This window comes from Caulobacter sp. DWR2-3-1b2, from assembly GCF_049896345.1.
GTDB lineage: Bacteria > Pseudomonadota > Alphaproteobacteria > Caulobacterales > Caulobacteraceae > Caulobacter.
On the sequence record NZ_JAFCUC010000001.1, the window covers coordinates 199,868 to 220,733 of the forward strand.

Here is a 20,866-nt window from a genome sequence, read left to right on the forward strand (position 1 = left end):
TGAAAGGGGACAGGCGCATGCGCCTGTCCCCAATCTCGTTACTCTGCCGCCACGTTCGGCGAGTAACCCAGCACGGCCTTGGTTTCGAGGAACTCGCCGAAGGCGTGGTCACCCCATTCGCGGCCGTTGCCGCTCATCTTGTAGCCGCCGAACGGGGCCATCAGGTCGGTCCCCGCGCCGTTGAGGATCACCTGGCCGGCCCGCAGCTTGGAGGCCACGGCCCGCACCTCGGCCGGGTCGTTGCCGGAGATGTAGGCGGCCAGGCCGTATTCGGTGTCGTTGCCGATCGCCACGGCCTGGTCGACCCCATCATAGCCGAGGATGGCCAGCACCGGGCCGAAGATCTCTTCCTTGGCGATGGTCATGTCGGGGGTGACATTGGCGAAGACGGTTGGCTTGACATAGTAGCCGACCTCCAGCCCTTCCGGCTTGCCAGGGCCGCCCGAGACCAGGGTGGCGCCCTCGTCGACGCCCTTCTGGATCAGGCCCTGGATCTTGTTCCACTGCACCTCAGAGACCACCGGGCCCAGCTTGGAATTGCCGTTCGGGTCACCCACCGTGTGAGCGTCGGCGGCGGCCTTGGCGATGGCGATCACCTCGTCCATACGCTTTTGCGGGACCAGCATCCGGGTCGGCGCGTTGCACGACTGGCCCGAGTTCATCATCACCGAGGCCACGCCGCCGCCGACCGCGCGCTCATAGTCGGCGTTGTCGAGGATGATGTTGGGGCTTTTGCCGCCCAGCTCCTGGTGCACGCGCTTGACGGTCGGGGCGGCGTTCTTGGCCACCTCGATGCCCGCGCGGGTCGAGCCGGTGAACGACACCATGTCGACTTCCGGGTGCGAGCTGAGCGCCGCGCCGACCACCGGGCCGTCGCCATTGACCAGGTTGAACACCCCGGCCGGCACGCCGGCGGCGGCCAGGATCTCGGTCCAGATCTGGGCCGAGAACGGCGCCACTTCCGAGGGCTTGAGCACCATGGTGCAGCCGACGGCCAGGGCGGGCGCCACCTTGCAGGCGATCTGGTTGACCGGCCAATTCCACGGGGTGATGAAGGCGCAGACGCCGATCGGCTCCTTGACCAGATGGGTCGTGCCGCGGTCTTCCTCGAACTTGTAGTCCTTCAGCACCTGCAGCGCCGTCTGGACGTGGGCGATGCCCATGGCGGCCTGGGCGCGCTGGGCCAACCACGACGGGGCGCCCATCTCCTCGGTGATGGCTTTCGCCATGTCCTCGAAGCGCTTCTGGTATTCGGCGATGATCCGCTCAAGCAGGTCGACGCGCTCTTCGCGGCTAGTGACCGAGAAGGTGGCGAAGGCCTTGCGGGCGGCGCGGACCGCCAAGTCGACGTCCTCGGCCGTGCCCAGGGTCACCCGGCCAGCGACGGCCTCGGTGGCGGGATTGATCACGTCCACCGTCTGGGAGCCCTTGGGCTGCACCCACTGGCCATCGATATAGAACTTCAGATAGTCGCGCATGCTGTGCTCCTCCGGGCTGGGGCCGCTCTCATCTGGGGAGACGGCGGACCTCGTTCAAACACTCATTTTAATGATCGTTGATCACTGGGGAAGGGCTGATCTTTCGATCTCACCACATTGGGTCGGGTTCCGCCCCGTGGAAGCCCTCGGCGATGCGCTTGCGATTGCCCGGCGTGACGTCGCCTGGCAGGGCGTCGGGCGCGAACCAGCCGACCTCGCTGATCTCGCCCTGGGCGCTGGAAGGGCAGGGCTCCCAGGCCTGGACGCGATAGACCAGCACGTGGTCGCCGGGATGGTGGCGCTCATTGCTATGCACCGAGACCAGGGTCACCGGCCCGATCACCCGGACGCCGGCCTCCTCCTGCAGTTCCCGGATCACCGCCGTCTCGGCCGTCTCGCCGCGCTCCACCCCGCCGCCGGGCAGGTGCCAGCCATGGACATAGGTGTGCTGCACCATCAGCACCCGGCCCTCGTCATCGGTGACCACCCCGCGCACGCCGAGCGTCAGGCCGCGCCTGAGGCGAAACCACGCGAAGACCATTGGGCGGGTGAAGGGTTCGACGTGGCGGCGCCAGAGCATGGGGGGCAGCTTAGCCTTTCTTCTCGCACAGGTCAGTCCACACCGATCTCCTCCCACCTCCGGCTTCCCGGCGAAGGCCGGGACCCAGATTCATCCCGGGCCGCTCGTGGGTTTCACCTGGGCCCCGGCCTTCGCCGGGTAGACGGAGATTTGGAGCTCCGAAGGGAAACATCGACTTGAAGCCCGCCCCATGCTTGCGGCCGGCCACGCGCACCGCTAAAGCCGCATCATCTTCAGTCTGAACAACGGACCCGCACCATGCTCGCCATCGGCGTCATCGTCATCTTCCTGGCCGTCCTCCTCGGCCTCAACATGTATGAATTCGGTCGTTTCGACTAAACCGATGACCTCGCGCGGCGCGGCCCTGGTCACCGGCGCCGGCCGCCGGATCGGTCGCGCCCTGGCCCTGGAGGCCGCGCGGGCCGGCTTCGACGTCGCCGTCCACTACCGCACGGCCCGCGACGAAGCCCAGGCCGTCGCCGACGAGATCGCGGCCCTGGGCCAGCGCGCCGTCATTCTCGACGCCGAACTGGCCGACGAGGACCAGACCGCCGGCCTGATCGCCCGCGCCCAGGCCGCGCTCGGCCCCGTCACCCTGCTGATCAACAGCGCCTCGACCTTTGAGGACGACCGCCTGGTCAGCGCCACCCGCGCCAGCTGGGACGCCCATCTGGACGCCAACCTGCGCGCCCCCGTCGTGCTGGCCCAGGCCTTCGCGGCCGCCTTGCCCGCCGACGCCGCCAATGGGTTGGAGGGCCAGATCGTCAACATCGTCGATCAACGCGTGCTGCGTCCCAATCCGCAGTTTTTCAGCTATTCCCTCTCGAAGGCCGGACTGTGGTGGGTGACCCAGACCCTGGCCCAGGACCTGGCGCCGCGCATCCGGGTCAACGCCATAGGCCCCGGTCCCGTGCTGCGGTCGGTGCATCAGGCCCCCGGCGAGTTCGAGGCCGAGGCGGCCGGAACCCTGTTGCAACGCCACGCCAACCCAGGCGAGATCGCCGCCGCCCTGCGCTACCTCATTGACGCAAGGGCGGTCACGGGCCAGATGATCGCGGTCGACGCGGGTCAGCATCTGGGCTGGCGCACGCCGGACATCATCGGTTCCTGAGAGTCTCGCCGTGGCCGCCCAACCCCTGCCCACCGCCCCGAACGACGCGACCCAGCCCAGCCCGGCGCGGATCATCGTCACCAAGGTGTTCGTGCGCGGGCTGAAGGTCGAGGCCTGGATCGGCGTCTATGACCATGAGCACGACCGCCAACAGCCCCTGGTCATCGATGTCGAGCTCGACGTCGCCGCCAGCCACTGCGAGCAGCTGGGCGACACCGTCAATTACGAGACCATCCTGCAGGCCGCCCTGTCCATCGCCGCCGAGGGCCATATCGATCTGGTCGAGACCTTCGCCGAGCGCCTGGCCCAGGCCTGTTTCGCCGACAGCCGCGTGACCCGCGCCCGCGTGCGGGTCGAAAAGCCCCTGGCCCTGGCCCCCCACGCCGCCGCGGCCGGGGTGGAAATCACCGCCGTCCGGGGGTGAGCCCGCTTTCGCACAGCGTCCGCCTCGCCCCCTTCCAGCCGGAAACGGTCTGGACACTGGAAGGCGCGGAGCTGGTCGAGCGTCGCGGCCCGCGCGAGCAGCGCTTTCCCCTATCGACCCTGACCATCTTTCGCCTGGCCCGGCCGCGCGAGGGCGGCCGCCGGCGGGTGCTGACCTTGGTGTTTGGCCGTCGCAAGACTGTGCTGGCGGCTCACAGCTATGTCGGCCCCGGCCGGTTCGAGGATCGGTTGGCCAGCTTCGCGCTGCTGGTCCGCGCCGTCGCCGGGGTGGCCGCCGATCTGGCGCCGCGCGCCCGCTTTGAAATGGCCAGCGTGCTGGCCCCGCGCGAGGGGCTGACCTGGGTGATGGGCCTGCTGGCGGTCGGCACGGTCGCCATGCTGCTGATGGCCTTCAGCCCCGGCATGACCGGCCTGGCGCTGGAGATCGCCGCCCGCATGGCCTTCGTGCTGATCCTGTTGGCGGCGGCGCTACCCTGGCTGGGCCGCGGCGAGGGGCTCGATCCGCAGGCGCTGCCGGAAGACCTGCTGCCGAGCGTCTGACGGAATCCCTCTCCACTTGCGGGAGAAGGAAGCTAGACGCCGCCTTACACGACCTTCATTTGCCTTCCGCCGCGTCTTCGACGAGCATCGTCCCATGAGCCCGATCAAAGACCCCGCCGTGCCGCCCGCCCTGCAGGACGACAAGACCTTGCCGGTGATCATCTATATTCTGCTGGCGCTGGGACCGTTCAACGGCTTCACGGCGGTGATTGGCGCGATCCTGGCCTATGTCAGCAAGGCCGCCGCGCCCGAATGGATGCAGAGCCATTACGTCTTCCAGATCCGCACCTTTTGGCTGTGGCTGCTGTTCTCGTGCATCGGCGGCGTGCTGGTGATCGCCGGGATCGGCCTGGTCATCCTGGCGGCCGTCGGCATCTGGGCCGCCGTGCGGTGCATCCTTGGTCTGTCCTGGCTGTTGAAGGGCCAGGCCTATCCCACGCCTCGCAACTGGATGATCTGACCATGACCGACATCGCCCCCGCTCCCGACCGCGTCGAGGAGGACAAGGTCCTGCCGATCGTCGTCTACGCCTTGTATCTGCTGGGTTTCACCAACGGCCTGACCTTCCTGGTCGGGCTGATCGTCGCCTATCTCAATCGCGACACAGCCGGGCCGATCAACGCCAGCCACTACATCTTCGCCATCCGCACCTTCTGGCTGTCGATCTGGTGGTTCCTGATCGGCCTGGCCTTGATCTTCGTGGGGTTGGCGCTGCTGGTGCTGCTGATCGGCATCCCGATCATGATCGTCGGCGGCACGATCATGGGGGCCATCAGCGTCTGGTTCGTGGTCAGGACCATCATGGGCCTGGTCTATCTCCTGAAGGGCGAAGCCTATCCCCGCCCCCGCACCTGGCTGATTTGAAGGCGCCTCGCCCGCATGGCGCCCGATAAGGCAGCGCTTGCGCCGGGGGCTTCCCCTGGCGGTTGTGACCGCTCGACGGCGCCCCTCGGCTGCTGTGACGTGCCGCTCCTTACGAACGCGGTCATTGAGGGGGCGACATGATGGCTCGGCTCGTAGGGATCATCCTCGGGGTGATCCTGGCGACATCGGGGTATGTTATCGGCGGTTGGGGCGTCCTGGGGGACTGGGCGCAACACCTCGATCTCGGGCCGTTCGAGCCACACCGGCCGTTCGTGGGCTGGGCGGCGGCGATCACGGGGGCTTTGCTGCTCGTCGCCGCCCTGACCCCGCGACCGAAACCGAAATCGCGGCCCAGGGTCGCGCCGGTCGATCTGGGCGGCCGAGAGCCTGTTCTCGCGCCGATCTTGGCCGTCGAGCCGATTGCCGCCGTCGATGCCCCGGCCGAGGTCACCCCGGAGCCGGTTGAACGGGTCGAACCGCCGTCCATCATCGCGATCGATCCGCCCGGCCAGCCCAAGCTGACCCTGTCAAAATCCGAGACTGCCCCCGCGCCCACGGTCACGGCCGTGGTCATGACGGCCGCCGACGCACCGACCAAGGTCGCCCCCGTCGAGACCTTCGCCGAACTGCGCGCCAAGCTGATCGCCCTGAGCCGCACCGAGACCTGGCCGGAGGCGGCAAGGGTGCTCAGCCGCATGCTCCGGGTGGCGAGCAACGACCGTGAAAAGGCCCAGGCCAACTGCGATCTCGGCGACTTCGCTCGCGGTCAGGGCCGCCTGGACGAGGCCGCCGAGGCCTATGAGGAAGCCGTCAGCTTCGCCCGCTCAGCCCGCGCCGCTCGGCCAGACGACTTCACCGCCGACGACCTGCTGGCCGGCGCCCTGTCGGGGGTCGGCGACGTGGCCGAGATGGAAGGCCGCCTCAACGAGGCCCTGTCGGCCTTCGAGGAAGCCCTGGCCCTGCGCCGCTCGCACGGCGGCCGCGAGGCGGCCGATCCGGGCGCGCGGCGGGCCTTGTCGGTGTCGCTGGAACGCCTGGCCGACCTGCGCGAGGACCGCGGTCACCGGATGCGGGCCTTGGATCTCTACCGCGAAAGCTACGATGTCGCCGCGCGGCTGGCGGCGGCCGATCCGGCGCGGTTTGGGGCTGACCTGGCGTCGACGCGGGCGCGGTTGGCGGAGCTGGAAGCGAAGGTGGCGGGTTAAGATAGTCCTCCCACTGTGGTGGAGGAATTACAGGCCTAGGCGTCCACCAGCTCGCGCCGCACCAGCCGGGCGTACTCGTCCATCAGCGACAGCGAGATCGCGGCCGGCTTGAAAGTGAACTCGCCGATCTGCGACACGGGCGTCACCTCAGCGGCGGTGCCGACGATGAAGCACTCGGTGAAGCTGGCCAGTTCCTGCTTCTCGATATGGCGCTCGACCACCTCAATCCCGCGCTGCTTGGCGATGTCGATCACCGTGCGGCGGGTGATGCCGTCGAGGAAACAGTCGGGCGTGGGGGTGTGGATCACGCCATCCTTGATGAAGAACACGTTGGCGCCCGTCGCTTCGGCCACATAGCCGCGGTAGTCGAGCATCATCGCGTCGGCATAGCCTTCCTTCTCGGCGGCGTGCTTGGAGACGGTGCAGATCATGTAGAGGCCGGCGGCCTTGGCGGCGGTCGGCGCGGTGTTGGGCGCGGGACGGTCGTACTTGGCCCAGGTCAGGCGGATGCCCTTGGCCTTGGTCGCCGGGTCGAAATAGCTGGGCCATTCCCAAACGGCGATGGCCACGTGGATCTTGGTCTGCTGGGCCGAAACACCGATCATCTCGCTGCCGCGCCAGGCGATCGGGCGGACATAGCAGTCGGTCAGGCCGTTCTTGGCGGCGGTCGCCTTGCACGCTTCATCGATCTGCTCCACCGTGTAGGGGATCTTGAAATCGAGGATTTCGGCCGATTTGAACAGGCGCTCGGTATGCTCGGTCAGCTTGAAGATCTCGCCGCCATACATCCGCTCGCCCTCGAACACCGAGGAGGCGTAGTGGAGGCCATGGGTCAATACGTGCACCTTCGCCTCGCGCCAGGCAACGAACTGGCCATCCAGCCAGATCCAACCATCGCGATCGTCGAAGGGAACGAGAGACATCGGTCCAAGACCTCCTTATTTGGAATCCGGTTCTTAGACGCCCCGGGGGGCGGCAGGTCAAATAAAATGGACGCAAGCTAGTGGTCACGCCCCTCTCCTCGGGCCTCTCCTCGGGCCTCTCGGCGGGGTCCACCGACCCGCGCCTGATCCTGGGCGAAGAGCAGCTGGACAGCGGGCTGGAACTGCTGCTGCTGGCCGAGGCGGCCCTGTGGGCGGCAGTCGACGCGGCGTTGGAAGCCGAGGGTCCCGGCCTGGGCCGTTCGCACTGGCGCGCCGCCTTCCTGCTGCGCCGGCGGCCTGGCATCGGGGTACAGGACCTGTCGAAACTGACCAGCCTGTCCAAGCAGGCGGCCAGCAAGACCCTGACCGACCTGCAGCGCCTGGGCCTGGTCCAGAAGGCGGCCGGGGACCTGGACGCCCGGCGCAGGCCTACCCTGCTGACCCCCGAGGGCGCGGCCTTCGAAACACGGGTGTCGGAGCGGTTACGCGGCTTGCTGGGGCGGGCCTACCGCACCGGCGGCCTGGACGGGGTGGCCGGAACCCGCCGCATCCTGGCGGCCTTGGCTGGTCCGCGCCAAGGTGTCGGGTTGAACCGGAGGGACGTCCTTTGAGCCCCGAAGAGCGCGCCGAGCGCCACCTGCTGGTGGTCGATGACGACGACCGCATCCGCGTCCTGCTGAAGGAATTCCTGACCCGCGCCGGCTTCCGGGTCAGCGCCGCCGCCGACGCCGCCCATGCCGACCGGCTGACCGGATCGATGGACTTCGACCTGCTGGTGCTGGACGTGATGATGCCCGGCGAGGACGGCTTTTCCTTCACCAAGCGCCTGCGGGCCAAGGGCGGTGAGGTCGGCAAGACGCCGATCCTGATGCTGACCGCCCGCGACCAGACCGGCGACCGCATCGAGGGCCTTACCCACGGCGCCGACGACTACCTGGCCAAGCCCTTCGAGCCGCGTGAGCTGCTGCTGCGCATCGAGGCCATACTGCGCCGCTCCACCCCCAAGCCGTCGGGCCCGCGCGAGCTTTCCCTGGGCCGCTGCGCCTTCGAGCCCGAGCGCGGCGAGCTGACGCGCGACGGCGAGCCGATCCGCCTGACCGAGGCCGAGGTCACCCTGCTGCGCCGCCTGGCCCGGGTGGCGCACGAGCCCGTCGATCGCCTAGAACTGGCCGCCGACACCGTCGACGCCACCGGCCGCGCGGTGGACGTCCAGGTCACCCGCCTGCGCCGCAAGATCGAACCGGATCCAAAGAACCCGCGGTACCTGCAGACGGTGCGGGGCATTGGGTATCGGTTGACGCCGGATTGATGATGGCGACCGCAATTCAGAAATCCTACCCCTGTGGGGGAGGTGTCGCCGAAGGCGACGGAGGGGGGAGTGATCGGAGGATCACCTCATCCAGGATCGACGACCCCAACCCTCCCCCCACCGGCGCTTCGCGCCACCTCCCCCACAGGGGGAGGATTTAATGACCCGTCTGCGCACCAAGCTCTTCATCCCGCGCCAGATCAAACGCTGGCTGCCGACCTCGCTGTTCGGGCGGTCGTTGCTGATCATCGTTCTGCCCGTGGCGGTGATGCAGATCGCCGTCACCTGGGCGTTCTTCGACGCTCACTGGGAGACCGTGACCAGCCGCCTGTCCGAGGGCCTGGCCGGCGACGTAGCGTGGGCGGTGGAGACCTACAAGGACGACCCCTCGCCCGCCGCCCTCGACAGGATGGCCGCGCGGGCCGAGGACTCGATGTCGCTGTCGATCGCCCTGCAAAAGGGCCGCAAGCTGCCGACCAGCCAGCGCCCGTCGATCTTCGCCTCGCTGGACCGCTCGCTGCGCACCGCCCTCGACGACCGGCTGGACGACCCGTTCTGGTTCGACACCACGCGCTATCCTGGCCATGTCGACATCCGGGTGCAGGTGCATGAGGGGGTGCTGCGGATCATCGCTCCGCGCGATCGCGCCTTCGCCACCCAGGGCCATATCTTCATCCTGTGGATGGTGGTGGCGACCCTGTTGCTGACTGCGGTGGCGATCCTGTTCATCCGCAACCAGGTGCGCGCCATCGAGCGCCTGGCCCACGCCGCCGACGCCTTCGGGCGCGGCATCGACCAGGAGGCCTTCAAGCCGCATGGGGCGCGCGAGGTGAGGATGGCGGCCCAGGCCTTCCTGGCCATGAAGGCCCGCATCCAACGCCATATCGAGCAGCGCACGGCCCTGCTGGCCTCGGTCAGCCACGACCTGCGCACGCCCCTGACCCGGCTGAAGCTGGAACTGGCCTTGGCCGAGCCCAGCGGCCAGATCCAGGCCATGCAGGGCGATCTGTCCGAGATGGAGCACATGATCGACGAGTACCTGTCGTTCGCCCGCGGCGAGGGCGGCGAGGCGACGCGGGAGGTGCTGCTCAAGCCGCTGATCGAGGGCGTCTGCGACGGCGCGGCCCGGGCCGGAACCCGTATCGAGACCCAGATGGGCGACGACCTGTCGGCCATCCTTCGGCCCAACGCCTTCAAGCGCGCCCTGGCCAACCTGATCGACAACGCCGCCGCCCATGGCGACACCGTGCGGGTGTCATCCACCGCCCGGCCCAGCGGCGGAGTGTGGGTCTTCGTCGATGACGACGGCCCTGGTATTCCCGACGATCTGCACGAGGAGGCTTTCCGACCGTTCAACCGCCTCGACGAGTCGCGCAACCAGAACGAAAAGGGCGTCGGCCTGGGCCTGGCCATCGCCCGCGACATGGCGCGGGGACTGGGCGGGGATCTGACGCTCGAGCGCTCCCCGATGGGGGGACTGCGGGCGGTGTTGCGGTTGCCTTAGGGCGGCGCCAAGACGCCCCCTCCGTCGCGATGCGGGTGAGGAGGAGGCGGGTTCTTTCTCCTCACCCGTGAAACGGGCGAGGTGGCGGCGAAGCCGACGGAGGGGGCGTCCTGCGGCGCTTGCCTACCGCATCGCCGCCTCGATGAATCGCGGCCCCGGCTCGCGCATGGCCCTGGCCATGGCCTCGTCAAAAGCCTCGGCCGTCTCCACCCGCTCAGCCGGCAGGCCCAGACCGCTGGCCAAGGCCACCCAGTCGATGCGCGGGTCGGAAAGGTCCAACAATCGTGACGCGGCCGGACCAGGCTCCCCGCCGCCCGTGCGGCCCATCTCGATGCCGAGGATGCGATAGGCGTGATTGGCGAACACCACCACGGTCACATCCAGCTTCTCGCGGGCGATCGTCCACAAGCCCTGCACCGTGTACATCCCCGCCCCGTCGCCGCTCAACGCCAGGACCTTGCGGTCGGGACAGGCCACGGCCGCGCCGATCGCCAGCGGAACGCCCTGGCCGATCGCGCCGCCGGTCAGGGACAGCCAGTCGTGAGCGCGCGCGTTCCGGGTCTGGGTGAAGATCGGCAGGCCAGCGGTCACCGCGTCGTCGGAGATGATCGCGCCGGTCGGCATGTGGCGGGCGATCGAGGCGCCCATGGCCCAGGCGTCGAACTTTCCGGCCGTTGGGGTCGGCGGCGCGTAGGGCTCGACCGCCCCCCTGGCCGGGGCGTTCAAGGCGTCGGCCAGGGCCTCGAGCGCGGCCGCCGCGTCGGTTCCCCGGTCGCTTAGGGTCAGGGTGGCGCAGCCCTGCGGAACCAGCACGCTGGGCCGGTCGGGATAGGCGAAAAAGGCTACCGGCTCGAGGGTCCCGACCAGGATCATCAGATCGACGCCGTCGAGGTCCTTCAGCGCCGCCTCGCCGAAATAGGGCAGCTTGTCGGGGCGGAAGCGTCCTTCGCCGCGCGCCTGGCGGGCGGTGAAGGTGTCGGTCAGCACGCGCACGCCGGTGGCGGCGATCCGTCCGGCGGCGGCCACGCCCCCCTCGCCGCAGGCCACGCTCCCCAGTAGCAGCACGGGCTTGGCGGCGGCCTTCAGCGCCTCGGCGACCCGTTCTACCTGCGCCAGGTCTGGCGTCTTGGGCCTCGGATGTTTCGTCACCGGGCCGGCCACCTTGGTCTCGTTCCAGGCGCTGTCGGCGGGCAGGATCAGGCAGGCGTTCCCGCCTGGGGCGCCGAAGCTGGCGGCCACCGCCTCGGCGGCCAGCGGCCCCACGGCGTCGGCGCTGTCGGCCGACTTGACCCACAGCGAGTTGGGCGCGGCCAGGGCGGCGATGTCGGAATTGAGCGGCGCGTCGTACTGGCGATGGCCGGTCGCGTGGTCGCCGATGATATTGACGATTGGGGTGAACGCCCGTCGCGCATTATGCAGATTGGCCGCGCCATTGGCATAGCCCGGTCCCAGGTGCAGCAGGGTGCAGGCCGGCGTCCCGGTCATCCGCCCATAGCCGTCGGCCGCCCCGGTCGCCACCCCCTCGAACAGGCACAGGATAGAGCGCATGCGGGGCTCGCGGTCCAGGGCCGCGACGAACTGCATCTCGCTGGTGCCGGGATTGGCGAAACAGGCGGTGACGCCGTTGTCGGCCAGGGTGGTGATCAGGGCGTCCGCGCCGTTCATGCCTTGGTTCTCACTTCATGAGTTCTGTGATCCCGGACAAGCGCCCAGCGCGCAGCTCCGAGACCGACGCGTGAGCGCCGCGCTTCCGGCGGTCCGGATCGGCGGCCCTTTCGGGCCTTGTCCGGGATGACAATTCAAGAGAATACGAAAACCCCGTCGTCCGGTTCGCTCGCGAACAGCCGGGCCAGCTCCGCCGGCCGTCGGTCGCGCGCCAGGGCCTGGTTGATATAGCCCTTGTCGGTCAGCTCTCCCGAGCCCGCGTCCGGCCCGCCGTCGAGGATCAGGGCGCGGGCGACCCTGCCGCCGCCCTTGGCCGTGGCGTTGAGGCCCTCCAGGCCGATGCGGACCGCGTCGCGCATCGCCGCCGCATCGCCCAGCCGCTCGCAGGCCCTGGGATCCAGGAACAGCATCAGTCCGACGCCGTCCTGTCCCTCGCCGCAGACCACCGCGTCAGAGACCACCCCGCCGATCGCTGACACCGCCGCCACTCGCAGCGCTCCGGCCGCCACGAAGGTCCCACTAGCCAGCTTGAAGTTCTCGACCAGCCGGCCATCGAACACCAGGCCGGCCGAAGGGTCATAGGGATCAGCCAGCCGCGCGGCGTCACCCAGCCGGTAGAAGCCCTCTTCGTCAAAGGCGTCGCGCGAGGCCTCCGGCTGGTCCAGATAGCCGGGCGAGACCTGCGGGCCCTTGACCCGGATCTCGAACTTGTCGGCCGGCCCGCCGGGAGCTGGGACCAGCTTCACCGCCGTGCCCGGCGTGGGCAGGCCGACCATGCCGGAGCGGGCGTTGAGCCAATGGATGTTGCAGGCCGTCGGGCCCGTCTCGGTGGCGCCATAGCCGGCCGCGAAGGTCACCCGCTCGCCGATGGTGCGCACCGCCACGGCCTGGACGCGGTCCAGAATGCTCTGGGCCATCGACGCGCCGCCATATTGCAGCACCCGGACCTTCTCGAAGAACCTGGCCGCCAAGGCCGCATCGCGCTCCAGTTCGCCGACCAGCAGGCCCCAGCCGGCCGGCACCATGTTGTGATAGGTGGTGGCGACCTCGCGCAGGTTGCGGACGGTCTCGTCGAACCTGCCCGCCACCGGCTGGCCCGCGTCGATATAGAGAGTCCCACCCCGGTGCAGCACCATGTGCAGGATGGCGTTGGCGCCCAGGCTGTGGCTCCAGGGCGCGGAATTGACCAGCACCGGCGGCTCGGGATCGTCGTAGCAGGCGGCGATCTGGGCGGCGTTCAGGGCGATGTTGGCGTGGGTGCAGATCACCGCCTTGGGCTGGCCGGTCGAGCCGGAGGTCAGCAGTAGCTTGGCGGCGCCGTCGGGGCGGCAAGCCGGCGCGGCGGGTTGGGCGTTCAAGAGGCTCTCGAACCCGACATCGCCAGGCCGGGCGTTGCGGCTGGCGATCACCGGCAGGTCCGCCAGGAACGGCGCCGCCAGGGCGTTGGAGAAGGCCTCGGCGTCGTCGGCATAGACCATGGCCGGCCTCAGGCGTTCAACGGCGAAGGCCAGACGGGTCAGGTCCGCGCCCTTCAGGCCGTATTGCGGAGAGACCGGCGCGATCGCCGCGCCCAGGCTCATGGCTGCGTAGCCGATCAGGGCGTGGTCGACGCCATTACGGGCCAGGATCAGCAGGCAGTCGCCGCGCTTAAGGCCCAGGGTCGAAAGTCCGCCGGCCAGGGCGGCGACTTGCCGCGCCGCCTCGCCATAGGTCACGGTCCGCCAGCCTTCGCCGTCTCGCTCGGCCAGCCAGACGCGATGCGGCGCCTGCCCCGCCCAGCGGGCGAGCGGCGCGATCACGGTCTGGATTGTCGAGGAATAGGGCGTCGGATTGCGCAGGATCAGCACGTCGCCGCGCTGCTCCACCTCCAGCGCCCGAGGCGCATAGCGGGCGTCGCGGAACCGCGCCTGGGTTTCTGATGTCCCATCCATGGAGGGAGGTTAGCGCAAGTCTAGGCCGGCGCAACCGTTCCTCCGCCACAGGGGGCCCACAGGGGGAGGACCTTTACCCCGCCAGGGTCTCCAGGAACCGAACCGGCGCCCCAGTCCCCTCGGCGACGATCTCGTCGTCCCGCATCACTACCGTGCCGCGCGCGATGGTCGCCACCGGCCAGGCCTTGGCTTCGAAACCGTCGAACGGCGTCCAGCCCGAGCGGGTGGCCATCCAGTCGTAGGTGATCGTGCGCCGGGCCTTCATGTCGACGATGGTGAAGTCAGCATCGAAGCCCTCGGCGATGCGGCCCTTGTCGGCCAGGCCGAAGATGCGGTTGACGCCATGGCTGGTCAGATCGACGAAGCGCTCCAGGCTCAACCGGCCATTGACAACATGGGTCAGCACGATGGGAACGAGCGTCTGCACGCCCGGCATGCCGGAGGGCGAGGCCGGATAGGGCCGGGCCTTCTCCTCGCGGGTGTGGAGCGCGTGGTCGCTGCCCAGGACGTCGGCCATACCGGTCTCGATGCCGCGCCAAACGCCGGCCACGTGCTCGGCCGAGCGGATCGGCGGGTTCATCTGGGCGAAACCCTTCAGCCACCCATAGGCCTCGGGGGCGACCAGGGTCAGGTGCTGGGGCGTGACCGCGACGTTCTCGACGCCCTCGTCGTCCTGGACCAGCAGCGAGCCGGTCGAGGCGCCCATAAATACCTTGATCCCGCAGCAGCCGGGCAGGCGCTCCAACTCGCCTAGGAAGGTCGCGTTCTCGTGGTCGCCCCCACATAGAAGGCGTGATCGGTTTGCATGCGGCCCTTGGCGCGGGCCAGCTTGTCGGCCAGGGCGTCGTGGTCGGTGGTGGTCGGCTCGGTGTTGGGCATTTCGAACACCGCGACCACGCCGCCTAGGGCCGCGCCGCGCGAACCGCTCTCGAGGTCTTCCTTCCACTCCAGGTCCGGTTCGCGGAAGTCGACCTGGCTGTCGATGACGCCCGGCAGCAGCGTCAGGCCGGTCGCGTCGAAGATCTCTCCCGCCGAGGCCTGGCGATCAGGTCGAAGGTCTGGGTCATGGCGCGCGCTACTGCGGGGGTTTGGGGCGGTCTAGGTCCGGGGGCCCAGGCTCGCAAGACCAATATTCATTCCGCTGATTCCGACGAAAGCCGGGACCCAAGCGGCGTCGGCGGTTGCGGGCGCGGTGCCCACCGTGAAACTCAGCTTGGGTCCCGACTTTCGTCGGAATGAGCGGAGAGAGCGGAAGCCTCGTCGAGAACCGTGTCGAGTTCCGGCGCGACATCCTCGACCACCGGGTAAAGCTCTGGCGTCACCGCCGCGTCCTCTACGGCCAACTCCTCGGCGTCGCCTTCAACGCTCAAAGCCGCCTGGGCCTCGGCCAGCGCCCCGGCCTTCACCTGGGCCATCAGCGCCTTGGCGGCCCGCACCACCGTGGCCACCGGCAGGTCGCTCATGTGGCGGATGGCTTGGGACAGGTCTGGGTCGACCGCCAGGAACTGGTCCAGCGAGCGCGGTCCGCGCACCGCCCGGGTGTTGACGCCCCAGGGGGCGTAGCGGCGCTCGTCGGAGGGGCCGAACAGGCCGATGGTGGGGATGCCGGCGGCGGCGGCGATGTGCATCAGGCCGCTGTCATTGCCGATGAACAGGTCGGCGCGCTTGAGGGCGGCATAGGCGGTCAGCAAATCAACCTTGCCCGTCAGGTCCACATAGCGACCGCGCGCCGAGGCCATGCGCAGTTCCTCGACCATGCGGCTGTCGCCGGGGCCGCCCATGATCAGCAGCCGGCCGCCGGCCAGCGGCCCCTGCGGACCCAGAAGTTGCTGGGCGGTCTGGGCGAAGCGTTCGATCGGCCAGATCTTGCCCACCCAATTGGCGGCCGGGCCGACCGCCAGGAGCGGGCCCGTCGGGTCGCCGGCGCGCGGGCTGAGCATCTGATCGGCCAGGGCCTGGACCTCGGGGGTGATGTAGAGGTGCGGCGGCGGCGGATCGCCTTCCAGCTTCAGCACCCGGGCGGCGTCGATCACCTTGTGCACCGGCTCGCCGGGCGACTTCTTCCAGATCGCCCGCTTGTCGCGGCGCAGGAAGAGCGCCGTGCCGGACCCGCGCAGGTCGACGATCAGGCCCCACTTCTTGTGGCGCACCTGGTTCCACAGCTTGAACCAGTGGCCCTTGCCCTTGCTCTTTTCCATGACGATCACCCGGTCCAGACCGGGAACATGGGCGAACAGGGGGGCGGCGAGCGGTCCGGCGACGATAGTGAAGCGGGCGTTGGGAACCTGGTCGGCCAGCATCCGGATCAGGCCAGACGAAAGCACGGCGTCGCCGATCCGCGTGGCGGTGATGAAGAGAATCGGGAAGGCCCGCTGTGTCATCGGTGCATGTATAGGGCCACAGGCGAGTCGGCGCATCCCTCGATAACGGCTCAGCTTTCCGCGCCGACAGGGACTGGCGCGACCGCGTCCGGCGGGCCACATGTGGGCCATGAGCCAGACCGTCATCGCCCCCCTCCCCAGCCGCGCCGTGATCGCCGTTTCGGGCATCGACGCCAAAAGCTTCCTGAACGGCCTGCTGAGCCAGGAGATCGAGACCCTGGGCGTGGGCGAACTGCGCTTCACTGGCCTGCTGACGCCGCAGGGCCGCCTGCTGTACGACCTGTTCGTGGCCGGGACGGCGGACGGGGTGCTGCTGGACGTCGCCGCCGAGCATCGCGACGCCATCTTGACGCGGCTGACGATGTACAGGCTGCGGGCCAAGGTGGATCTGGCGGCGAGCGAGCTTTCGGTCTTTGCACAGTTCTCCGCTCAGCCCGGTGAACGCCGGGGTCCAGATCATGAGGTGCAAGAGACCCAGGATGAATCTGGGTCCCGGCATTCGCCGGGAGGAGCGGCAGGGGGCTGGTTCCAGGACCCGCGCCTGCCGTCGCTTGGCGCCAGGTCTTATGCGAACAACCTTCCACACACCGCCGCCGAGGACGATTACGACGCCCACCGCCTGGCCCTCGGCGTCCCTGGCCCGGCCGACTGGGCGACCGACAAGACCTACCCGATCGAGGCCGATTTCGACCTGCTGAACGGCATCGACTTCAAGAAGGGCTGTTTCGTCGGCCAGGAGACGACCAGCCGCATGAAGCGGCGGGGGGTGATCAAGACCCGGATGCTGCCGATAACCTTCGACGGCCCGCCGCCCGCCTTCGGGACTGAGGTTCTGTCCGGGACCCTGCGGGCCGGCGAGGTGCTGTCGGGCCGCGACGGCCGCGCCATGGCCCTGCTGCGCCTGGACCGCATCGAGGGCGCCGCGCTGACGGTTGAGGGACGAGCGGTGGCGGTGGATCGGCCAGATTGGGTTCCGGGATCGACGCCGGCCCTCTAAAAGACTTCAGCACGGAACGCGAAGCCCCGTTCTTCAACAGGTTCAGGATGAGGTCCAGTTTGGATCGCGCGGCTCGCGGGGCTGTTCCTGAAAAGTTCTGGAAATCGCCTGTGAGTTCGGCCAAGCTACGGCCCATGAGCGAGATCCAACGCTGCACTTGGCGCGGCATGAACGGCGACCCGTTCTACGAGGCCTATCACGACGAGGAATGGGGCGTGCCGGAGTACGATTCCCGCGCCCTGTGGGAGAAGCTGGTGCTGGACGGCTTCCAGGCTGGGCTGTCGTGGATCACCATCCTGCGCAAGCGCGAGGCCTTCCGCGCCGCCTTCGCCAACTTCGACCCCGATACGGTGGCCCGGTTCGGCGACTCCGACCGCGCTCGGCTGATGAGCGACGCCGGCATCATCCGCTCGAACGGCAAGATCGACGCGGCGATCTCCGGCGCCAAGATCTATTGCGACATGCGCGATCGCGGCGAGGACCTGGGGACCCTGCTCTGGGACATGGTCGGCGGCGCCCCGATCCAAGGCCAGTGGACCGCCGCCACCGGCCTTCCCACACAGACGCCCCTGGCGGTCGACATGGCCAAGATGCTCAAAGCCAAGGGCTACAAATATTGCGGCCCGGTGATCGTCTACGCCTTCCTGCAGGCCACGGGGCTGGTCAACGACCACTTCACGACCTGCTTTCGGCATGAGGCATGTCGCAAGCTGGCGCGTTAGCCATGGCGCGACCTTCCATGCGGTGGAGACTCCCTTGAGCGACTCAAAGACCCCAGCGGACCGCGCGCCCGCGCGCCCTTGGCCCACGCCCCGGACCCTGCGCGACCTGCACCTCTATCTGGCGGTGTTCTTCGCGCCGTCGATCCTGTTCTTCGCCCTGACCGGCGCGCTGCAGCTGTTTGGCCTGCACGAGGCGCACGGCGCCGACTACCGGCCGCCGTCGGTGATCGCGAAACTCTCCGAGGTCCACATCCATCAGCACTACGCGCTCAAGCCGGGCCGTCCCAACGCGGAGCCGGCGGCCAAGCCGCCCGAGGGGGCGGGCCCGGCGGCGGCGGCCAGCAGCGCCGCCCCGAAGGCGGAGGCGAAAGAGCCCTCGACCCTGGCCGTCCAGATCTTCTTCCTGGGCACGGCGCTGGGGCTGACGCTCGCGGCGCTGCTGGGACTGTGGATCGGCCTGACCCAGGGCCGACTGCGCAAGGTTTCTGCGGTGCTCGCGGTGCTGGGCACGGTCTTGCCAATCTTGCTGCTGGCCGTTCAATAGGGCTCAGACTCGTCGCTCCGGGATTCCCTCGCGCGGCGAAACCCCCTAAGACCGCCGTCGTGATCAAGCCGCCCAAGTCCGCCGCCAAGGCCCTGACAGGCCCCGACATGATGCTGGAGGCCGCCTGCGGCCCCGGCCTGGTGTGCGGTGTGGACGAGGCCGGGCGTGGTCCGTGGGCCGGTCCGGTCAGCGCGGCGGCGGTGATCCTCGATCCCAAGCGGGTGCCCAAGGGCCTCAACGATTCCAAGAAGCTGAGCGCCAAGCAACGCGCCACGCTGGAGATCGAGATCAAGCAGGTCGCCATCGCCTGGTGCGTGGGCCTGGCCAGCATCGAGGAGATCGCCGAGCTCAACATCCTGCACGCCGCCGGCCTGGCCATGTGCCGGGCCATCGAGGGCATGGCGGTCAAGCCCGACATCGCCCTGGTCGACGGCAATTACCGTTTCAAGCTGCCCTGCCCGATCAAGACCGTGGTCAAGGGCGACAGCCTGTCCTGCTCGATCGCCGCCGCCTCGATCCTGGCCAAACAAGCTCGAGACAAGATCATGATCGAGATGGACGCCTTGCACCCCGGCTACGGCTTCGCCGGCCACAAGGGCTATCACGCCGCCTGCCATGTCGAGGGCCTGCGCAGGCTGGGCCCCTCGCCGATCCACCGCATGGCCTGGGCGCCGGTCAAGTTGGCCCTGGCGCGAGAACTGGATTTCGGCGGTGTCCCGTTCAACGAGGCTTTCGACGACGGGCTGGAAACTTAGCCCAGAACTCCGCTGCTCTCCGCGAAAGCCGGGATGGGCGGACGTTGGGGTCGGGCGAAGGGCTTCCGGACCGGCTTGTAGTTCAACCCATAGTCCAGTCGCACCATGCCGCGGCCCAAGGCCTCGACGCGGTTCAGTGTCATGTTCTTCAGCCCAGGCGCCTTCGCCGGAAACAGCCGCAGACCCTCACCCAGCAACAGCGGCGCGACCAGCAGTTCCAACCGGTCCAAAGCCCGCGCCTCGATCATCGCCGCCAACAGCGTGGCGCCGCCCACCACCCAGGCGTCGCCGTCGTCGAGGACCCGTAGATAGGCGATCAAGGCTGGCAGCCCTGCGGTCCAGAACCGCACGCCATGATGGACGCTGGCCCCGCGCCCGGACGTCACCACAAGACCGCGCTTGTCGGGATAGGGCCAGCCGACGCCGAGGCTCGAAAGCTGGTCATGGGTGCGCCGACCCATCACCACCGTGCCGACCTGTCCCAGGAAATCACGATGACCGCCGTCCGCCGCCGCGTAGGGCGCCAGCCAGTCGACATCGCCCGCCGCGTCCGCCACGAAGCCGTCCAGGCTGGCGGCGACATATCCTCGAATGAGCGCCATCGCATCCTCGCTGTGCCCCGAAATCATTTCAGAACAATACAAGAACATCAAGCGCTCGCCCGTCGAACCGATGGATTTTGAGTCTAATTGGACTCGTTCACAGGTTTCGGTCGGGGTTAACAGGCGGGTAACCATGCCCGTTCACCGACGCGTAACCATCAAGACTCATGATTCCGCTCAGTGTTTTTGACGGAAAGCGGCCATGTCCTTCGGACCCGAAACCATCATCCAAGGCGACTGCATCGAGGCGATGAACGCCCTGCCCGAGAAGTCCGTGGACCTGATCTTCGCCGATCCACCCTATAATCTGCAGCTGGGAGGCGACCTGCTGCGGCCCGACAATTCCAAGGTCGACGCGGTCGACGACCACTGGGACCAGTTCGAAAGCTTCGCCGCCTATGACAAGTTCACCCGCGACTGGCTGACGGCCGCCCGCCGGGTGCTGAAGGACGACGGCGCGATCTGGGTGATCGGCAGTTATCACAACATCTTCCGGGTCGGCGTGGCCGTGCAGGACCTGGGCTTCTGGATTCTCAACGACGTGATCTGGCGCAAGTCCAACCCGATGCCCAACTTCAAGGGCACCCGCTTCGCCAACGCCCACGAGACCCTGATCTGGGCCTCCAAGAGCCAGGGCGCCAAGCGCTACACCTTCAATTACGACGCCCTGAAGATGGCCAATGACGAGGTGCAGATGCGCTCGGACTGGACCCTTCCGCTGTGCACCGGCGAGGAGCGGATCAAGGGGGCTGATGGTCATAAAGCGCATCCGACCCAGAAGCCCGAGGCCCTGCTCTACCGGGTGATCCTGTCGACCACCAAGCCGGGCGACGTGATCCTGGATCCGTTCTTCGGCATGGGGACCACCGGCGCGGCCGCCAAGCGCCTGGGTCGTCGCTTCATCGGCATCGAGCGCGAGACCGACTATATCGAACACGCCAGGACCCGCATCGCCAAGGTCGTGCCGATCGCCCCCGGCGACCTGGACGTCATGGGCAGCAAGCGCTCCGAGCCCCGCGTGCCGTTCGGCAATATTGTCGAGGCTGGCCTGCTCAATCCGGGCGACACCCTCTACTGCGCCAAGGGCTCGCACGCCGCCAAGGTCCGCGCCGACGGCTCGATCACCGTGGGCGACCTGTCGGGCTCGATCCACAAGGTCGGCGCCCTGGTGCAATCGGCCCCGGCCTGCAACGGCTGGACCTACTGGCACTTCAAGACCGACGCTGGCCTGGCGCCGATCGACGTGCTGCGTTCGCAGGTCCGGGCGGGGATGAACTGAGTTTTTCCTTCTCCCCCTGCGGGAGAAGGAAA

At 68.5% G+C, this 20,866-nt stretch carries 21 protein-coding genes and 1 pseudogene; 14 read left to right on the forward strand and 8 right to left on the reverse strand.

Annotated features, from left to right (window positions below; translation table 11 throughout):
* Positions 1 to 38 precede the first annotated feature (38 nt).
* The gene (locus ACP694_RS00980; protein ID WP_426009721.1) at positions 39 to 1,478 is read right to left on the reverse strand and encodes an aldehyde dehydrogenase family protein; all 1,440 of its coding nucleotides are present in this window, start codon (positions 1,476 to 1,478) and stop codon (positions 39 to 41) included.
* Positions 1,479 to 1,587: 109 nt separating this feature from the next.
* A complete protein-coding gene (locus tag ACP694_RS00985) occupies positions 1,588 to 2,058 on the reverse strand; it encodes an NUDIX domain-containing protein (protein WP_426009723.1) in 471 nt (156 codons plus the stop codon).
* Between the two features lie 343 nt (positions 2,059 to 2,401).
* Here ACP694_RS00985 and ACP694_RS00990 point away from each other — a divergent pair, with 343 nt between their 5' ends.
* From ACP694_RS00990 to ACP694_RS01015, 6 genes are all read left to right on the forward strand, one after another.
* A complete protein-coding gene (locus ACP694_RS00990) occupies positions 2,402 to 3,169 on the forward strand; it encodes an SDR family oxidoreductase (RefSeq protein WP_426009726.1) in 768 nt (255 codons plus the stop codon).
* A 25-nt stretch (positions 3,170 to 3,194) separates the two neighbouring features.
* Positions 3,195 to 3,593 (forward strand): dihydroneopterin aldolase, encoded by a 399-nt coding sequence (folB, locus tag ACP694_RS00995; protein WP_426011259.1) that lies wholly within the window; start codon positions 3,195 to 3,197, stop codon positions 3,591 to 3,593.
* Entirely contained in the window at positions 3,590 to 4,153 is a 564-nt protein-coding gene (locus tag ACP694_RS01000; protein ID WP_426009728.1) for a hypothetical protein, read from the forward strand. The genes folB and ACP694_RS01000 overlap by 4 nt, the downstream gene beginning before the upstream one ends.
* A 94-nt stretch (positions 4,154 to 4,247) precedes the next feature.
* Positions 4,248 to 4,613, forward strand: coding sequence for a DUF4870 family protein (locus ACP694_RS01005; RefSeq protein WP_426009731.1), 366 nt, complete (start codon positions 4,248 to 4,250; stop codon positions 4,611 to 4,613).
* A gap of 2 nt (positions 4,614 to 4,615) precedes the next feature.
* The gene (locus tag ACP694_RS01010; RefSeq protein WP_426009733.1) at positions 4,616 to 5,017 is read left to right on the forward strand and encodes a DUF4870 family protein; all 402 of its coding nucleotides are present in this window, start codon (positions 4,616 to 4,618) and stop codon (positions 5,015 to 5,017) included.
* A 137-nt stretch (positions 5,018 to 5,154) separates the two neighbouring features.
* Positions 5,155 to 6,222, forward strand: coding sequence for a tetratricopeptide repeat protein (locus ACP694_RS01015; protein WP_426009736.1), 1,068 nt, complete (start codon positions 5,155 to 5,157; stop codon positions 6,220 to 6,222).
* Between the two features lie 35 nt (positions 6,223 to 6,257).
* Here ACP694_RS01015 and ACP694_RS01020 read toward each other — a convergent pair whose 3' ends face one another.
* The gene (locus tag ACP694_RS01020; RefSeq protein ID WP_426009738.1) at positions 6,258 to 7,145 is read right to left on the reverse strand and encodes a branched-chain amino acid aminotransferase; all 888 of its coding nucleotides are present in this window, start codon (positions 7,143 to 7,145) and stop codon (positions 6,258 to 6,260) included.
* 80 nt (positions 7,146 to 7,225) lie between these two features.
* On the opposite strand from ACP694_RS01020, the gene ACP694_RS01025 reads away from it, so the two are divergent.
* From ACP694_RS01025 to ACP694_RS01035, 3 genes are all read left to right on the forward strand, one after another.
* On the forward strand, positions 7,226 to 7,756 hold the full coding sequence (locus ACP694_RS01025) for a MarR family winged helix-turn-helix transcriptional regulator (RefSeq protein ID WP_426009740.1): 531 nt from the start codon (positions 7,226 to 7,228) through the stop codon (positions 7,754 to 7,756).
* The gene (locus ACP694_RS01030) at positions 7,753 to 8,454 is read left to right on the forward strand and encodes a response regulator (protein WP_426009742.1); all 702 of its coding nucleotides are present in this window, start codon (positions 7,753 to 7,755) and stop codon (positions 8,452 to 8,454) included. Before ACP694_RS01025 ends, ACP694_RS01030 begins: the two co-directional genes overlap by 4 nt.
* A gap of 160 nt (positions 8,455 to 8,614) precedes the next feature.
* Positions 8,615 to 9,958 carry an ATP-binding protein gene (locus ACP694_RS01035; protein ID WP_426009744.1) on the forward strand — a complete coding sequence of 448 codons (1,344 nt, stop codon included), beginning with the start codon at positions 8,615 to 8,617 and terminating at the stop codon, positions 9,956 to 9,958.
* Between the two features lie 123 nt (positions 9,959 to 10,081).
* On the opposite strand, the gene ACP694_RS01040 is transcribed toward ACP694_RS01035, so the two are convergent.
* The 4 genes and pseudogenes from ACP694_RS01040 to ACP694_RS01055 form a co-directional block, all read right to left on the reverse strand.
* Positions 10,082 to 11,623: an acetolactate synthase large subunit gene (locus ACP694_RS01040; protein ID WP_426009745.1), complete on the reverse strand. Its 1,542-nt coding sequence runs from the start codon at positions 11,621 to 11,623 to the stop codon at positions 10,082 to 10,084.
* 134 nt (positions 11,624 to 11,757) lie between these two features.
* Positions 11,758 to 13,554 (reverse strand): feruloyl-CoA synthase, encoded by a 1,797-nt coding sequence (locus tag ACP694_RS01045; RefSeq protein ID WP_426009747.1) that lies wholly within the window; start codon positions 13,552 to 13,554, stop codon positions 11,758 to 11,760.
* A gap of 73 nt (positions 13,555 to 13,627) precedes the next feature.
* Positions 13,628 to 14,595, reverse strand: a pseudogene (locus ACP694_RS01050) (amidohydrolase family protein); the annotation flags it as partial.
* Positions 14,596 to 14,762: 167 nt separating this feature from the next.
* Positions 14,763 to 15,935 carry a glycosyltransferase family 9 protein gene (locus ACP694_RS01055; RefSeq protein WP_426009749.1) on the reverse strand — a complete coding sequence of 391 codons (1,173 nt, stop codon included), beginning with the start codon at positions 15,933 to 15,935 and terminating at the stop codon, positions 14,763 to 14,765.
* A 109-nt stretch (positions 15,936 to 16,044) separates the two neighbouring features.
* On the opposite strand from ACP694_RS01055, the gene ACP694_RS01060 reads away from it, so the two are divergent.
* From ACP694_RS01060 to ACP694_RS01075, 4 genes are all read left to right on the forward strand, one after another.
* On the forward strand, positions 16,045 to 16,932 hold the full coding sequence (locus ACP694_RS01060; RefSeq protein ID WP_426009750.1) for a YgfZ/GcvT domain-containing protein: 888 nt from the start codon (positions 16,045 to 16,047) through the stop codon (positions 16,930 to 16,932).
* 134 nt (positions 16,933 to 17,066) lie between these two features.
* Positions 17,067 to 17,654 carry a DNA-3-methyladenine glycosylase I gene (locus ACP694_RS01065; RefSeq protein ID WP_426009752.1) on the forward strand — a complete coding sequence of 196 codons (588 nt, stop codon included), beginning with the start codon at positions 17,067 to 17,069 and terminating at the stop codon, positions 17,652 to 17,654.
* Between the two features lie 34 nt (positions 17,655 to 17,688).
* On the forward strand, positions 17,689 to 18,198 hold the full coding sequence (locus ACP694_RS01070; protein ID WP_426009754.1) for a hypothetical protein: 510 nt from the start codon (positions 17,689 to 17,691) through the stop codon (positions 18,196 to 18,198).
* 107 nt (positions 18,199 to 18,305) lie between these two features.
* The gene (locus ACP694_RS01075; RefSeq protein ID WP_426011260.1) at positions 18,306 to 18,953 is read left to right on the forward strand and encodes a ribonuclease HII; all 648 of its coding nucleotides are present in this window, start codon (positions 18,306 to 18,308) and stop codon (positions 18,951 to 18,953) included.
* Here ACP694_RS01075 and ACP694_RS01080 read toward each other — a convergent pair.
* On the reverse strand, positions 18,950 to 19,555 hold the full coding sequence (locus ACP694_RS01080; RefSeq protein ID WP_426009756.1) for a dihydrofolate reductase family protein: 606 nt from the start codon (positions 19,553 to 19,555) through the stop codon (positions 18,950 to 18,952). The two genes, ACP694_RS01075 and ACP694_RS01080, sit on opposite strands and share 4 nt — an antisense overlap.
* Before the next feature lie 202 nt (positions 19,556 to 19,757).
* Between ACP694_RS01080 and ACP694_RS01085 the strand changes: the two genes are divergently transcribed.
* The gene (locus ACP694_RS01085; protein WP_426009758.1) at positions 19,758 to 20,834 is read left to right on the forward strand and encodes a site-specific DNA-methyltransferase; all 1,077 of its coding nucleotides are present in this window, start codon (positions 19,758 to 19,760) and stop codon (positions 20,832 to 20,834) included.
* Positions 20,835 to 20,866 lie beyond the last annotated feature (32 nt).